At 47.1% G+C, this 15,952-nt stretch carries 9 protein-coding genes; 3 read left to right on the forward strand and 6 right to left on the reverse strand.

The window, feature by feature from the left end:
• Positions 1 to 63 precede the first annotated feature (63 nt).
• On the reverse strand, positions 64 to 1,827 hold the full coding sequence (locus GSQ66_RS06240; protein WP_162426671.1) for an arylsulfatase: 1,764 nt from the start codon (positions 1,825 to 1,827) through the stop codon (positions 64 to 66).
• Between the two features lie 652 nt (positions 1,828 to 2,479).
• On the opposite strand from GSQ66_RS06240, the gene GSQ66_RS06245 reads away from it, so the two are divergent.
• Positions 2,480 to 3,352 carry a bile acid:sodium symporter family protein gene (locus tag GSQ66_RS06245; RefSeq protein WP_162426672.1) on the forward strand — a complete coding sequence of 291 codons (873 nt, stop codon included), beginning with the start codon at positions 2,480 to 2,482 and terminating at the stop codon, positions 3,350 to 3,352.
• 148 nt (positions 3,353 to 3,500) lie between these two features.
• Positions 3,501 to 5,276, forward strand: coding sequence for a SulP family inorganic anion transporter (locus GSQ66_RS06250; RefSeq protein WP_162426673.1), 1,776 nt, complete (start codon positions 3,501 to 3,503; stop codon positions 5,274 to 5,276).
• Between the two features lie 389 nt (positions 5,277 to 5,665).
• On the opposite strand, the gene GSQ66_RS06255 is transcribed toward GSQ66_RS06250, so the two are convergent.
• Entirely contained in the window at positions 5,666 to 6,544 is an 879-nt protein-coding gene (locus tag GSQ66_RS06255; protein WP_162426674.1) for a Rieske 2Fe-2S domain-containing protein, read from the reverse strand.
• 552 nt (positions 6,545 to 7,096) lie between these two features.
• On the opposite strand from GSQ66_RS06255, the gene GSQ66_RS06260 reads away from it, so the two are divergent.
• The gene (locus GSQ66_RS06260) at positions 7,097 to 7,804 is read left to right on the forward strand and encodes a pseudouridine synthase (protein WP_162426675.1); all 708 of its coding nucleotides are present in this window, start codon (positions 7,097 to 7,099) and stop codon (positions 7,802 to 7,804) included.
• Between the two features lie 308 nt (positions 7,805 to 8,112).
• Here GSQ66_RS06260 and GSQ66_RS06265 read toward each other — a convergent pair whose 3' ends face one another.
• From GSQ66_RS06265 to GSQ66_RS06280, 4 genes are all read right to left on the reverse strand, one after another.
• Positions 8,113 to 10,428: a GH92 family glycosyl hydrolase gene (locus tag GSQ66_RS06265; protein WP_162426676.1), complete on the reverse strand. Its 2,316-nt coding sequence runs from the start codon at positions 10,426 to 10,428 to the stop codon at positions 8,113 to 8,115.
• A 313-nt stretch (positions 10,429 to 10,741) separates the two neighbouring features.
• Positions 10,742 to 11,194, reverse strand: coding sequence for a cupin domain-containing protein (locus tag GSQ66_RS06270; RefSeq protein ID WP_202923412.1), 453 nt, complete (start codon positions 11,192 to 11,194; stop codon positions 10,742 to 10,744).
• Between the two features lie 481 nt (positions 11,195 to 11,675).
• Complete coding sequence (locus tag GSQ66_RS06275) at positions 11,676 to 13,322, reverse strand: M1 family metallopeptidase (protein ID WP_162426678.1); 1,647 nt, start codon at positions 13,320 to 13,322, stop codon at positions 11,676 to 11,678.
• A 106-nt stretch (positions 13,323 to 13,428) separates the two neighbouring features.
• Complete coding sequence (locus GSQ66_RS06280) at positions 13,429 to 15,633, reverse strand: S9 family peptidase (RefSeq protein WP_162426679.1); 2,205 nt, start codon at positions 15,631 to 15,633, stop codon at positions 13,429 to 13,431.
• Positions 15,634 to 15,952: the final 319 nt, after the last annotated feature.

Consider the following 15,952-nt stretch of genomic DNA (forward strand, 5'->3'; position numbering starts at 1 on the left):
ATTACAAAACGATGTTGGATAAGGCAACTATGCAGATGAGACACACAGACATACGCTCTATCATTAATCGCCCAACTCGGTTGGTTCAATGTTCTTTTTAGATGCTTTCTGTTTAGGAGCACTCTTCTTAGGCGCACTTTGTTTAGGCGCTTTGCCGGGCTTTCTAGCGGCTTCACCGATTCCCGCTTCAGGATCTATCCGGTGCTTCGGATCGAAACGGTAAAATTCTTCAAATCCCAGTTTGGCAACAGCTCTTTCCTCATTTGCTCTGATATACCCCACCGAAAGCGCATAGGCATTCCAATCGGCTTTCAGCTCGTTGAACTTGTCAGGGAATTGTGCGGCAACATTGTTTTCTTCTTTTAGATCCTCCTTAAGGTTGAACAAATGCCATTCGTCTCCTTCGCCATAGGGTGGCGGCATAAAGATCAGCTTCCAGACACCTTTCATAATGGCCTTGCATTCAGTTATTTCAAAGCCAAGAACATCAAAAGTATTTCGTACCGGCTGTTTGGTTTCTTCCTGCAGATAGGGCTTTAGGGAAGTTCCGTAAAGTGGCTTTAATTCTTTCTCCTTCGGATACCTGATATTGGCAAAGTCTAAGATAGTAGACAGGATGTCGGTAACGTGAAGCACTTCATCGGTAACGATTCCGCGTTTGTGCATGCGCCTGCCCGACACTATAAGGGGCGTTTGCGTGCCGCCTTCATAGGTTGTGATCTTGAAGTAAGACAACGGGGTATTGGCCACTTCGGCCCAGGCCCCGCCTATGGAAATAAATGAGTTGATCCTGCCATAATTCTCCAGGCGATTATCATATTCCCTGGCAATCGACTCCTTGGTATTCGGAGCGTAAAAGTGAGGTTCCTTAGGGTTGGCGCCGTTATCTGACAAAAAGAAAATGATGGTATCGTCGAATTTATTAAGTTCTTTCAGTTTATCGAACAAGCGCCCTAAATTCCAGTCCAGGTTTTCGATCATGGCGGCATAGATCTCCATTTTCCGTGACGCCTCTGTCCGTTCTTCCTCTGTCAGCTCATTCCACTTTTTAAACTCCCCGCTGCCTTCATTTGGGGTCAGATCATTCGGTACAAGGCCAAGCTCTTTCATTCGCTGCAGGCGCTGCTCCCGGATCGCATCGTAACCACCGTCATACACGCCTTTGTATTTGTCCAGCCAGTTATCCGGTACATGCAATGGGTCGTGGGGCGAAGTGAAGGCCAGGTAAGCAAAAAAAGGATCACCATCGCCCTGTTCGGTGATGTACTGTATCATTTTATCGGTGTAGTAATCCGAAGAATAAAAATCATCGGGCAGGGTCTCTACTGTTTCTCCGTTTTCCGAGTACTCTGTGTGCGGCTGCTCAAATTCGCTCAGGGCCCGCTGGTCTTTAAAGTGACTGACGCCACCTCCTAAAAAAGAAAAAGTTCGTTCAAATCCCCTGGCATGGGGCCTGAAACCCTCCAACTCGCCCAGGTGCCATTTACCAGCCATATAGGTATGGTAGCCAGCCTCTTTCAGAATTTCAGTAATCGTCAGCACATCTTTGTTCAGGTAGCCTTCGTAGCCGGGCTGCATGTATTGGTTGGTAGCATGCGCTGTCGGCATATTACCCAATCCGGCTTGGTGGTTATCGCAGCCGGAAAGCAGCATGGACCGCGTAGGCGCGCACAGTGCAGAAGTGTGAAAATTCCGGAAGCGTGCCCCGTTGTCTGCCAGTTGCTGCAGGTTAGGTGTGCTGATCTCTCCGCCAAAAGGCTGGCAGTCAGAATAGCCCATATCATCCACTACAATAAGCAGGAAGTTTGGTTGACCTTGTGAACTCATACGATCTTAGATTATATCTCTAATAATACATTCTCCCCTACTTGAAAGCATACCTAACAAGCAAAAGGCAATATTATAGCCGCCATCCACTTCGGACCTCTCCAGATAATATCAAAAAAGTGAATGTACAGCTGCGGATGGAGTGGGTGATATTTATCCGCAATTCGTGGGTTTAGAGTATTTATTAAACAGTGAGCCTGTAATACCAAATTGTTCTTACATCTGCTTCCTTTATCCAACTATAGTTTTACTCAGGCCGCTCAGTATCAGGTTTCGCACTGTTAATGTCTATACGAATGAAAGCGATCTACGCTACAGCTCATTACATAAAAATAGTATAGGATAAAGAATTGCCAGGTCATTAAATGCTTTAAAGTAGCAATATGGGATAAGTATCTGTAGTTCGATAACCTGCTCATTCATTGTACTACACTTCTTTGTATATCAGGCTCCCTTCCGTCACCTAAAAATTAGTTTCTAGTAGCTGTATCTCTTTAGACATTTGAGGTCTCTGACTTACAGGATCTTACTATAATGCATATTCGGGCTGTTTCCACTAACCCATGATGCGCCTGTACGTTTACTTTAAACAACTCTTCTTCTACAGAATATGCAGGAACTGCCGGGAATATACACTTAGCCTTTTAAAAATATGGATGATTTTCTAACCCGGTTTCTGAACTTTATTGTACCTGTTTTCTCGGTGCTGAGTATGTTTTCTGCCGGACTCCCCTATACAATGCAGGAGATTGTGGAGCCACTTAAAAACAGAAAAGGGGTTATACTGGCCTTAATGGCCAACTTCTTACTTGTACCGGCTCTCACTATTCTTATTATAAAAGTTTTCTCCCTGCACCCTACACTGGAGGCAGGGCTTATATTAGCAGCGTGCGGAGCCGGGGCTCCGTTCCTGATACAACTGGCCGGAATGGCAAAGGTAGATGTTGCACTTGCAGCCACCTGCTTAATTCTGCTATTACCGGCAACGGCACTTTTTATGCCCCTTGTGGTACCTATGGCACTACCTGAAGCAAATGTGAGCGCCTGGAGTATTCTGGAACCACTGTTACTGACCATGCTCCTGCCGCTGGCTGCCGGAATGCTGCTTAAGGGTTACTTGCCTGAGTGGGCACAACTGCTACAGCCCTGGGCTGCAAAACTATCCGGTATAACACTGGTTCTGCTGTTCTTAACCTCCCTGGTTCTCTACTTCGGAACCGTAATAGCCTTATTCGGGTCCGGGGCAATTCTGGCTGCAATCGTTTTTGTTCTGGGTTGCTATGGTATTGGGTACCTTATTGCCTGGTCGCCGGGTATCCGGCACCTGATAGGTCTTGCCACCGCCCAGCGTAACATTGCAGCGGCCACCGTGGTAGCCACGTTAAGTTTCGAAAGCAGGGGCCCGCTTGTAATGGTTATCATCATTTCGCTCATCAGCATGGCTATCCTCTTCCCGCTGGCCTGGTGGCTCGGAAAAAGAAAACAAAATGAAATTACTAATCCCGATATCAACTATGGAAAATAGGCGAATTTCTGGCAGAAACTATAGTTTGAGTCTCTACACAGATCAGCAGCATACGCGCAGGAGGATTGTACCAGGACAGGTAACTTTCCCTGTCTCCGGTCATTTAAGAACACAAGAGCAAATAGCAGAACCTGTAAAACTATAACTCATGGAAGAAGCTACCGCTGAAGATAAGGCCACAACACCGGAGAATGAGTTTCATTTGCCAGGGCTTTCCGTGCTGCGGGATGCGGTGCAAAACGCATCTAAAAAAGTACCGCCGCGCAACAAGCTCCAGCAGGATGGCATCGCCGGAATGACGACCGCTGTCAGTAGCCTGCCGGATGGCATGGCGAACGGTTTGCTAGCGGGCGTTAACCCCATTTACGGACTGTATGCCTGTATAGCAGGACCTATTGTAGGAGGTGTTTTTTCCAGCACCCAGTTGATGATGATAACAGCCACAAGTGCTTCGGCGATCATGGCGGGCCAGACTATAGGTAATCTGCCAGCGGAAGACCGATCAAATGTGTTTTTCCTGCTGGTAGTTCTTATCGGTGTTTTTCAGACTATAATGGGTCTGTTGGGCTTGGGCCGATTGACGCGCTTTGTTTCCTTTTCGGTTATGACCGGTTTTCTGACCGGTATCTCGGTCCTCTTGGTCATGAGCCAGCTCCCAACCGCCACCGGCTATGCTCCGAATGGAGATAACAGCATCCTCCAGACAGTTGATCTTTTAAGGCACATCAACGAGGTTCATTTAACTACCGTAAGCATGGCCGTATTAACTATCCTGCTTGCCATCTTCTTACAGAAAACCCCGCTTAAAAAATTCTTTGCACTAATTGCTATCGCCATTCCATCACTTATAGTTTACTTTTTTGAGCTGGAGGGCGTAAAAGTTGTGCAGGATATTGGTGATATCAGCGGCAGCACCCCGAGCCTAATCATGCCCCCTTTTTCAGCTATCAGTATAGATATTATTACCGGGGCTATAGCTGTAGCCATCGTCATCCTGATACAGGGTGCTGGCGTCAGCCAGAATGTTCCTAATAAAAATGGGGAAGCCACCAGCACCTCCCGTGATTTTATAGCTCAGGGCGCAGCGAATATTGCCAGTGGTTTTATGCAGGGCCTGCCAGTTGGCGGATCTTTGGGCACTACGGCCGTAAATGTGCTGGCCAGGGCGCAAACCCGCTGGGCTGTCATTTTCTCCGGCCTGGCGATGACGTTCATCGTTGTGGCACTGTCCGGCATAGTTGCCCGAACTGTTATGCCCTCCCTGGGTGCCATGCTCATACTGGCCGGAATCCGGAGCATCAAACTTTCAGACATCGCTTCAACCTGGAACTCCGGATGGAAATCATGGCCATCGTTACTGGCAGGAGGAGTTACCTTTGGCGCCACGCTGATATTGCCTATTCCTACGGCAGTGGGGATAGGCGTGCTTCTCTCTGCTTTCCTGTATGTTACACAATCATCTACCGAAATAACGCTGGTGGAGCTTAAAAAACAATCGGATGGAAAGATAGAGGAACACAAGGCACCCAAAACCCTGAAAGGAAACCAGGTAACAGTGCTGAACGTGTATGGTAACTTATTTTATGCCGGCGCCAGGACGCTGGAACATTTATTACCTAAACCTGAAAATGCGCAGAACCCCGTGGTTATACTGCGCCTGAGGGGCCGGAAGAGCCTGGATGCTACGCTCATTTCTGTGCTGTCCGACTATGCTTCGATACTAAAAGATGTAAACGGTAAACTATACCTTACAGGAGTGAGTGAACAGGTATACAGGGAAGTGATGCACTCAGACAAACTGCGCATAAACGGCCCGGTAAAAGCTTTCAGGCAGGAACCTGCGCTGGGGCTCTCGACACATAATGCTGTGGTGGATGCAGAAGCATGGCTGCTGGAATGCGAAGAAAAGGAGTCTGATAAATAGGTGATCCAGGTTGTAGGATATATTTCTGAAATCATTCCTCATTTTACACCCCAGGTGAACCGGGTCGTTTATCTCCAAAACCTATAGTTAATGCTTAATGCAATTCTGTCAAGAAACTTATTGTAAGTAAGGTTAAGCTGATATGCTAACCATCAGGATGTTTCAGAATGACAGAATTATGTTATGCTGACGGAGCCATTTCATAAGAATGAGTTGCAGGAATGTACTACTTCCGCTCGCGTCCTACGCGTTTGAGCAATTGGCTGGCGTCATACCGCGTTAAAATCACTTCACAACTATAGGCTTAACTAGAACTATAGTGGGTAGAATCTACTACATAGGATCATCTGCTAAACTATAAACTATAGCGTGGCCGGAGTCTGCTGTTGTTATGCAGGGCGCACTTCTATTTGTCCGGCTATAGTTCTTACTTCATACTTAGGTTGTGGCGCTGTGGCCGGTCCTTCTGCTACACTGCCATCTTCCAGCGAGAAAACAGAGCCATGCCACGGACACTTCACGCGAAGTCCATCCAGCAACTCCCCTTCTGAAAGTGGGCCGCCCAGGTGCGAGCAGGTATGAGCGAGTGCATAGATCTGACCTTCCTTGCGGGCCAGCAGTACCGGCACTTCCCCTGCCTGCACGCAGCGCATTGTGTTATCTGCTAATTCTGCTTCCGGCAATACGGCAACAAAATCTGAAGGTGGTTCCGCTGAGGTGGCGGTATGGTCTACGCCGGTCTGCATACCAAAAACCAGTTGCCCGCCAAGGTAAGCTCCCGCACTCACCACGCCATACCCGAGCATAGACAGCCCAATAGCCGTTTTACGGGTTTCTTTGCGCCGCCGAAGCAACAGCGACGTCAGGTAGAGAGCAGTAGCACCTGCGTTTAACATCCCATGCATCAGCCCTACATTCCGCATTCCTTTATTGGTGCCTGTCCAGTCGGTAAGTCCGGTTATGGCTGCCCCTGCTGCCCCCACAAGCCCGATAGCTACAGCCGCATCGGCACCGGGAGCATACCTTTTTTCACCCATCAGTTCCAGTGTATCCAGCACAGCAGCAGTTGTCCACGACCCGATCGGCACATCTGTTATGGCAGGATGCAACGGATGCCCGAGCCATGTTCCGTGCATGGCATCCTTTATAACCCGTCCCGACTCGCCGGCGGCTTCAAAGGCGTTTAACACAGCAGGCTGAACGGCATCACCGGCAGTTTCCAGCCATTCCTGCTTTTCTATAGTTTCGATCAGGGACTTCTGCTCCATTAGCTTTATTTTATTTTAAATTGGATACTGCTACTATCAACGAGGAAATGAGCAGTATGTTCTGCACCATCACTTTAGTAAGATTCAGATGGTAAAATGACCTTGAGAGCACTATTCTTCATTAGGCATTCTGATCTTTTGAAAGTTTTACAATAGGAAGCTGTTTAGAATTTTATATTCCTCTGCGTTACGCCCATGCTATGGTGTTTTCACCAGCAAGTATTAGAACCAGCTCAATGGATTATTACCATAGCTGTTAAGCCTTCCTTTTATGCGGACAAGGATGTCCGCAGCAGAAAAGTTTCGGACACAGCTGTCCGAAACAGCTTACCCTGACGGCTATGGTGAAAACAACAACCATGGCTCGTTTTCTCCTTCTTAAAATCCACACAACTTCTAGTTATGAAAAAATCGTGGTCAGCTTTGATCCGTCTAAGTCAACTATAGACATCACAGGTCTATCAAAAAAAATAGCAGTTCAGCCGGTAAGTCTTTGTTAATTTACATCTTAATACAATTCATGTTATTTTACTTTCTTCGTTTCTAACACCAATGAAAGCGCTCAACTCCTCTCTCAAGTATTTTATAGTTCAGAAATTAAACGTATCCAATAAAGTTGCTATCAACTATATTCTTTCGGGGAGGGTTTTGGTAAATGGCAGACAAGGCACCTTAAACCAGGTACTACAGCCGGAAGATAAAGTTCAGTTAGATGAAACGGTGATCAGAGAATCAAGAAAGAATGTTTACATCGCCTATCATAAACCACGCGGCATAGAATCCACCTTAAACACCCAGATAGATAATAACCTTATACAGGCATTAAACTATAGCGAAACAGTTTACCCTGTCGGGCGACTTGATAAGGCATCAGAAGGACTTATGTTACTCACCAATGACGGCAGAACCTTATTTAATATCCTTCATGCTGAAAAACACCAGGAAAAGGAATACCTGGTAACTGTAGATAAACCTTTAACACAACAGGCGCTTGAACGGCTTGCTGAAGGTATCGTTATCATGGGCCAGAGAACACGCCCCGCAATTGTCAGCCAGGTAGATGAAATTACCTTTAAAATCATACTGACACAGGGCCTTAACCGGCAGATCAGGAGAATGTGTTACAAGTTAGGTTACCAGGTTGAGAAGCTCGTGCGGACCCGCATCATAACCCTTGAACTGGGCAATCTAGCGCCTGGCCAATGGCGCTTTCTGAATCAGGCAGAGATCAGTAATCTAATAAAGTACATTTCTGATTGATCCGTGTCATTTGCAAAGTGCACCGATTTCAAAAACAACTATAGCCTTGGAAAACGGTAGAAATCAGGGATCAGTTCTCATAAAATATGTACCGCAATTACCTATGCTGAGTGGCAGGAAACTTAAAATGAACCAGGTAGCGCAGGAGGATAAACCAAAAACTGGAACATGTGATTGCGCAGTAACATATTCTTTCTCAACACATAAACAGCCTGAAATTCAGAAATAATAAATTTGGTAAACTATAAAAAAGGAAAGGTATTCAAAACTGCAGGCCTTTCCTTTTTTTATAATTTACCAGCCCGCTGTTAAGGAGCGATTGCCATTAACTTCTTATTTGGCTTGTCAGACATGTAGAAGGTAAGCTTTCCACCACTCATGATTTCAGTGTGTGTCAGGTAAGTGCGGTTAACAGGCTTACCGTTCAGTTCCATTTTCTGGATGTACACATTTTTGTCTTTCTGGTTCTTCACATCTATAGTAAATGTTTTATCGTTCTCCAGGTTTATAGTTGCAGCCTTCACATTGGGACTGGTGATGGCGTATTGTTCTGAGCCGGGAGCTACCGGGTAAAAACCCAACGCACTGAAAATATACCATGCGCTCATTTGTCCGAAGTCGTCGTTGCCGCCAAGCCCGTCTATAGTTGGCTTATACATTGCTTTCAAGACCATGCGCGTGCGCTCCTGGGTTTTCCAGGGCTGATCGGTCCAGTTGTATAGGTAAGCTACATGGTGTGATGGTTCGTTACCGTGCACGTAATTTCCGATAATTCCATCACGTGAAATATCTTCCGTATTTTCGAAGTATTTATCAGGCAGTTCCATCGTGAATAATGAATCCAGGTGTTGCACAAAGCGCACCTTTCCTCCCATCATCGAAATCATCTCAGCAGGGTCGTGGGGTACGTACAAACTATAGTTCCAGGAGTTCCCCTCAATAAAGCCCTGTCCATGCGTATCCAGTGGGTCAAACTCCTGCTTCCATGTTCCGTCGCTCAGTTTAGGGCGCATGTAGCCCGACTTAGCATCAAACACATTTTTATAGTTGAGCGCACGCTTGCTAAACTCTTCGTAAATATCCTGTCGGTTAAGTTTTTTTGCCATTTGCGCGATGCACCAGTCGTCGTAAGCATACTCCAGTGTTTTAGATACCGAAGAACCATTTTTGTCTTCCGGCACATAGCCCATCTCCATGTAATATTCCAGGCCATCGTAGTAGCGGGTGCGGGCAGTTTGCACACAGGCATCCAGCGCCCGGTTTACATCAAAATTTGCATTCCCTTTCATCACCGCATCCGCAATAACGGGCACCGCGTGGTACCCGATCATGCACCAGTTCTCGTTGGCGTGATGCGACCACACCGGCAACATTTTATGTACACTCTGGTCGTAGTGCGCCAGCATAGACTTGATCATATCGTTGTTGCGGGCAGGCTGCAGGATATTGAATAAGGGGTGCAGTGCACGGTAGGTATCCCAGAGTGAGAAGCTGGTATAGTTGGTAAAGCCATCTGCCTGGTGCACATTCATGTCAAGGCCCCTGTACTTGCCATCTACGTCCATGTAGGTGGTTGGCCCCAGGAAAGCGTGATACATGGCAGTGTAGAAATTCACCAGATCGTCTTTACCGGCATCCACTACAACCTTGTTCAGTTCTTTGTTCCAGGCGGCTTGCCCTTCGCGTTTTACTTTTTCAAAATCCCAGTGCGGTATCTCGGCTTTCATGTTAGCCAGGGCACCCTCGGTACTTACCGGCGACAGGGCAAACTTAATCTTGATCTTCTCTCCTGCTTCCGTCTTGAAATCGAAATATGCCCGTATTTTTTTGCCGGCAAATTCCGGGAAATTTTTAGTCTGATCGAACTTACGCCAGAAGCCTTTGTAAACCTGCGCCTCTGCAAAATCTTTGTTGCCATACTGATAAAACGGCTTGCTGAAAGCCATAGCAAAGTAAACCGTGCGGGTGCGGGCCCAGCCATTGGTCTGCCGGTAACCGGTGATCAGGGTATCATTTTCTACACGCACAAAGGTCCAGGTGGTTTTTCCATCATAATTATAAATACCCGACATCAGGTCTAAGATGATGTGCGCCTCGTCAGATTTCGGGAATGTGTACTGGTGCATGCCCACGCGGTTGCTGGCCGTAAGCTCTGCCACTATGTTATGATCGTCGAGTTTCACCTTATAGTATGCTGGTTCGGCTACTTCGTTGGCATGCGAGAATGCCGAACGGTAGCCACTCTCCGGCTTGTCTTCGGTACCCGGATTCAGCTGCAGTTTACCGGTTGTAGGAGCAATCAGAAAATCACCCAGATCAGAGTGGCCGGTACCGCTGAAATGCGTATGGCTGAAACCAACTATGGTTTCGTCGTCGTGCTGATAGCCGGCGCAGTACTTATACACGTCTTTGTTATACTTGCCATTTACTTCATAAGGAATCGTATCGGTGTCGGGGCTAAGCTGCACCATGCCGAAAGGTACGGTAGCTCCCGGGTACGTATGGCCCATCTTGGCAGTACCTATCATCGGGTTTACATATTTTACCAGATCTGGTGCCGGTTTGCCCTGCGCAAATGCAAGTAAGGGCGTAAACAGTAAAACAGACAGTAAGCGTTTTTTCATTCGTTTGGCAGTTAGGCGGGTGTAAAAGTTATGCGATATTTAAAGTTAAAGCAAATTTCCAGAAAGCCTAACGATAAACTGAGCTCATACCCTGCTTAAGACCAGTTGTTCGCGATAAAGCTACTTCTTTACCAGGCCAGGTTCAGCTATGTATTGCAGTTGTAGGGATGCTAAAGCAAAAGCCGCTCTGTCTGAACAGAGCGGCTTTTAAATCTTACTAAATTATTACTATAGTTTATACGTCAACATGCAGGGCTTTACAAGCAGCCACTGTACAAACCTGTGTTTTACTCTTATTCAACTTTGATGTTTATCAGCGCATTTTTTCTTTATTTCTCGGATCGTCCGCTTTGTTAATATAGGTAATCTGGAAAGGTCCCGTACCATGGACCTGGACAACTGTCGGAGCTTTTGTAAAAGCATAATGCACACTTTTAGCTGGCATCAGGGCAAATCCTCCGGGCTGCAGTTCGGTAGCACTACTCTCCATTAACTTGTCGCCCATACCCATATAAAGGGCTCCTTCAATAACGGTCACATGCTCGGGAGTAGGGTGCCAGTGCGGACTTATTCTATAGTTTGCCGGGAACATTAACCTTATTGTAAAAGGCCCTTCTTTTGTTGGATCACCTGCCAGTACTGATAGTTTAGCACCGGCGGGCAAACCTGCCGGCCCCTCCGACCACTGCATTTTATCTTTGGTAATTATTTTATGGCCATCGTGACCCTGACTCTGTTTCGCATGATCCTGGGCGTTACTCTGCATTGTGAAGCCTAACAAAAGCATGAGGCACACAACTAGTCTAAAACAAACCTTCATCGTTGCATGAATTAAAAATTAAAAGGAAGTAGAGGGAATCAAAAAACTTGTACTAAGCCAACCCGAATAAGTATGTTGGCAAAACGTGTAGCTAAATGTAAAAACAGAGGACATAGAAACTAACTATAGTATACGTAAAGTCCATCTTAAAGCAGAAAAACCAAACTCTTTCTTAACTATAAGTATCTCCTTCTTAAACTATAGCCATAGCTCATTGCGCCACTTAAGGCTATTCCTATAGTTTGCAGAGCTTTGTAACTATAGTTGTCAGATTTAAACTATAAGTGCCCCTGCCAGTCAGCGTTAATAACGCTGACTGGCAGGGGCACTTCATAAAAACCATCTATAAATCGGCCTGGTCAGATTGAACAATAACCTGAAGGCTTGCTCAGCAGATGCGCCCGAATTCTACAATAAGCGTTTAATATTACTTCTTAACGACGGCAGCCTCTACATAAAAATCAGGGCTAACTTTTACGACAGGGTTTTTCTTGCGGGTCTTCCACTCTTTCCATTCAGTAGTCGGTTCCAGCCATTGCTCTTTTCCATCCACAAATACCTTTACAGGCATATCAAAACCGGGCACCACGTTGCTCCATCTATAGTTCAGCTTTTTGCCATTTACCTGGTATTCCAGCTTGGGTATGCGCACATCGCGCAGGTACTGGTCAAAGAATGGCTTCAGGTCGCGGCCCACATGCTGGCTCAGGTAATCTTCTACCTGCTGGGTAGTAACAGTCTGGTGGTAAAAGTCCTTATTTAATCCACGCAGGATGCCGCGCCACTTCTCATCATTATCCACGATCTGACGCAAGGTGTGCAGCATGTTACCGCCCTTGTAATACATGTCCCCCGAGCCGCTTTTGTTTACACCATACACCCCAATAATAGGCCGGTCGTTTTTGATATTCTGCCTTGTTCCAATCACGTACTCGCTGCTGGCCTGCTTGCCGAAATGATAATCCAGGAACAGGTTTTCGGAGTAGTTGGTAAAACTCTCGTGTATCCACATATCGGCCACATCCTTGTTTGTGATGTTGTTGGCAAACCACTCGTGCCCGGATTCGTGTATAATGATAAAGTCAAATTTCAGGCCCCAACCCGAGCCACTCAGGTCACGGCCACGGTAACCATTTTCGTAGCCGTTGCCATAGGTAACGGCACTCTGGTGCTCCATGCCCAGGTAAGGGACTTCCACCAGTTTGTAACCATCTTCATAGAACGGGTAAGGCCCGAACCAATGCTCAAATGCCTGCAGCATGCGTCCGGCATCTTTAAACTGCACTTTGGCCTTATCCAGGTTTTCCTTCAGCACATAATAATTGCAGTCCAGCACACCCTTTTCGCCCTGGTACTTCTCCGAAAAATGCGCATAATCTGCGATACTGATGTTCACCCCATAGTTGTTGATCGGATTATCTACAAACCAGTGGTAAGTCTTTGTACGATCGTTATGCTGCTCCACGCCGCGGAGTCTTCCATTCGATACGTCCATCAGGTGTTCCGGCACGCGTACGCTGATGAGCATGCTGTCTGGCTCGTCGTACATATGGTCTTTGCAGGGCCACCACATGCTCGCTCCACTTCCCTGGTTTGAATTAGCGATAAACGGGTTGCCCTTGCTGTCCTTCTTCCAGGTGATACCACCCGTCCAGGGAGGATTTGTGCTGACCGTAGGTTTCCCGCCAAAATAAACATCTACCTTGTTCACGCTGCCTGGCTTCTGGTCTGCTGCCAACTGCACAAAATAGGCATTTCCGTCACGCTTAAAAGTGAGCGATTTTCCATCCTGTATCACCTTGTTTATGGTCATGGGCTGTTGCATGTCTATCTGCATGACCTGTTTTGGCTCCAGCACTTTATACTGAATGGTGTTCATCCCTTTGATGGTGCTGTCCGCAGGATTTACCTGTACGCTCAGGTGATAATAGGTCAGGTCCCACCAGGCGCGCTCCGGGGTGATGGAACCGCGCAGGGTATCCTGCCGGGTAAAGGTTCTGTTCTGGGCAAAAGCACTTAGACCACAAAACCAGATCAGGCAAACTATAGCTACGCGGGTGATTGTATTTTTCATTCGTTAAAGGTTATAAACCTGTTAGTTCATAATTTCTATTGAGCATATTAAAAGTAAGGCACAACCCGTAAGATTTTTCTAACAAGCTGTGCCTCCTTAATTTTTACTACCTGCCGCCCGGAGGGCAGTATTGTTTCAGGTAATTTGTAAACAATGTAGACAGGTGCTCTCCTGTGCCTTCTCCTTCCGAAATACTGTGCGAGCGGTTAGGGTACGGCATAAACTGGAACTGCTTGTTATACTTGATCAGTTCGTTTACCAGTTGCTCGGCATTGTTGTAGTGCACGTTATCGTCGCCGGTGCCGTGGATGTAAAGCAGGTTGCCCTGCAGGTTTTTAGCATACGTGATCGGTGAGCCTTTCACAAAATCTTCGCGGTTTTCCTGAGGCAGGCCCATGTAGCGCTCCTGGTAAATGTTGTCGTAGGTAAGTTGGTTAGCCACTGCTGCTACCGAAATACCGGTTTTGTAGATATCCGGGTGCTGAAACAGCAGGTTAAGTGTAGCAGAGCCGCCGCCGCTCCAACCCCACACTGCTACACGCGATGCATCCACATAAGGCAGTTTCAGCAGCTCACGGGCAGCGGCTGCCTGGTCAGAGATGTTAAGCTGGCCCACTTTACGATAAATACTCTTTCGCCATTCTCTTCCTTTAGGGGCAGGCGTACCACGGTTATCTACCGACACATAAATATAACCGTCTTCCGCCATGTCGCCACCGTACAGGAAATTCATGCCTGCGCCGTAGGTGTCTTTCACGGTCTGGTTGGCAGGTTCGGAGTAAACATAGAACAAGATCGGGTATTTTTTCTTCGGGTCGAAGTTGGCAGGCTTGGCCATCCAGGCATCCATCTCCACGCCATCAGCTGATTTAACTTTGATAAACTCTACACGGTTAGCTGCTTTATCGGCACTGGCCAATGCTTTTTGCACGGCGCTTTCTCCACCCAACGCCTTATGGTCTGGCAATGCTACCCACTCACTTACTGGTTTGGTATAATGGTTTGAGAAACGGTGCTGTGCAAACTTTGCGTTAGGCGACAAACTATAGTTGTGTGTGCCCGGCTGAGATGCCGGCGTCAGGCGCTCTGCTTTGCCTTTTCCGTTCAGGCGGGTGCGGTACAGGTATTGCTGCGTAGCGTTGTCCGGCGAAGCCAGGAAGTAAACATAGCCGCCTTTTTCGTCTACTCCTGCAATTTCCATCACATCGTAGTTGCCTTTCGTGATCAGGTTCTCTTTTTTGCCATCCCGGCTTACACGGTACAAGTGGCGCCAGCCATCTTTTTCACTGGCCCACAAAAATTCCTTGCCGCCGTTCAGCCAGTCCCAGCCACCATAATTATAGGTTCCGTCCCAGCTCGGCAAAATGTCGATCCAGGCTTTGTCTTTTTCGGTATAGATCTGTCTGGTTTTCCCGTTATCAGCATTGCTCAGGTATAGTGTGCTCTCATTTTGTTTGCGGTTCAGCTGCTGCATGATGAGCTCATTGGCATTAGAAGCCCACTCCATGCGAGGCAGGTAGGTATTCTTCGGGTCTCCCGGAATTTCCATCCAGCGGGTAGCAGCATTATCTATGCCGACAACACCAATTTTGTAAGGGGACGGGGCTTCGCCGGCAACCGGATACTCTACCGGAATTACCTTGGTATACACACCATCTAACATGTCAAACATGATGTAATCTTTTACCTGTGTGGCATCCAGTTGCCAGAAGGCGATCTTTTTGCTGTCCGGGCTCCAGCGGAAACCATCTCGGGCAGAAAACTCTTCTTCATAAGCCCAGTCAAACGTACCGTTGATCAGTTTGCGGCTACCGTCTTTGGTCAGCTGTTTTTGATCTCCGCTTTGCAGGTCATCCACATAAATATTGTGCTCGCTCACATAAGCTACTTTGCTACCATCCGGCGAAAACTTGGCGAACATCAGTGACGATTCCGGTCTGTTGGCTCCTACCTGGCGCAAGGTTTTTTTCTGTAAATCATATACCCAGTAATCGCCCCGGGTATCGTAACGCCATACTTTTTGGGTGTTGGTATAGATCAGCACCTTCTGCTCATCCGCCGACAGGTCAAAGCTCCTGATCTTTAGCGGTTCTGTTTTTCCGGCAGGCACCAGCGCCGTTTTGTTCAGGAAGATCTCTGTAGCGTCTTCAGGTAATTTATGCTTTACAAGTTGTCCCTGTTCGGATTGCACATAAGTATCGCCGGATCTGAGCCACTGTCGGTTCTGATAGCCCTGTGCCAGGGCTTGGAACGAGATAAAAAACAGCAGTAGTAACTGCAAAAGAAAGGTTCGTAGTTTTAAATTGTGCATGCTGTGGTTAGTTTGTAGGTAGTTGCGAATTTTCAGATTTTAAAGAAGTTCTGCTGCCCCGGAAGCTCTATAATAAGCCCCGGGACGAAAGCAGGAAATTAACAAATTAATTTGTTCCCAGCTATATTTCAGGCTTGTGAATTGCCATTCCGCTCTTTCGGACAATATTTCTTACTGCTCTTTCGGACATCCATGTCCGAAAGCTATCTGCCGGGGACATCCTTGTCCCCGTGTTGCAATTTACGCGGATTAGGAAATACGCTTCAGTTCTAGTTCCGGATTAAGAAATCCGGAAAAGCATTAGTAAACGCGGACGTGG

This window comes from Pontibacter pudoricolor, from assembly GCF_010092985.1.
Classification (GTDB): Bacteria; Bacteroidota; Bacteroidia; order Cytophagales; family Hymenobacteraceae; genus Pontibacter; species Pontibacter pudoricolor.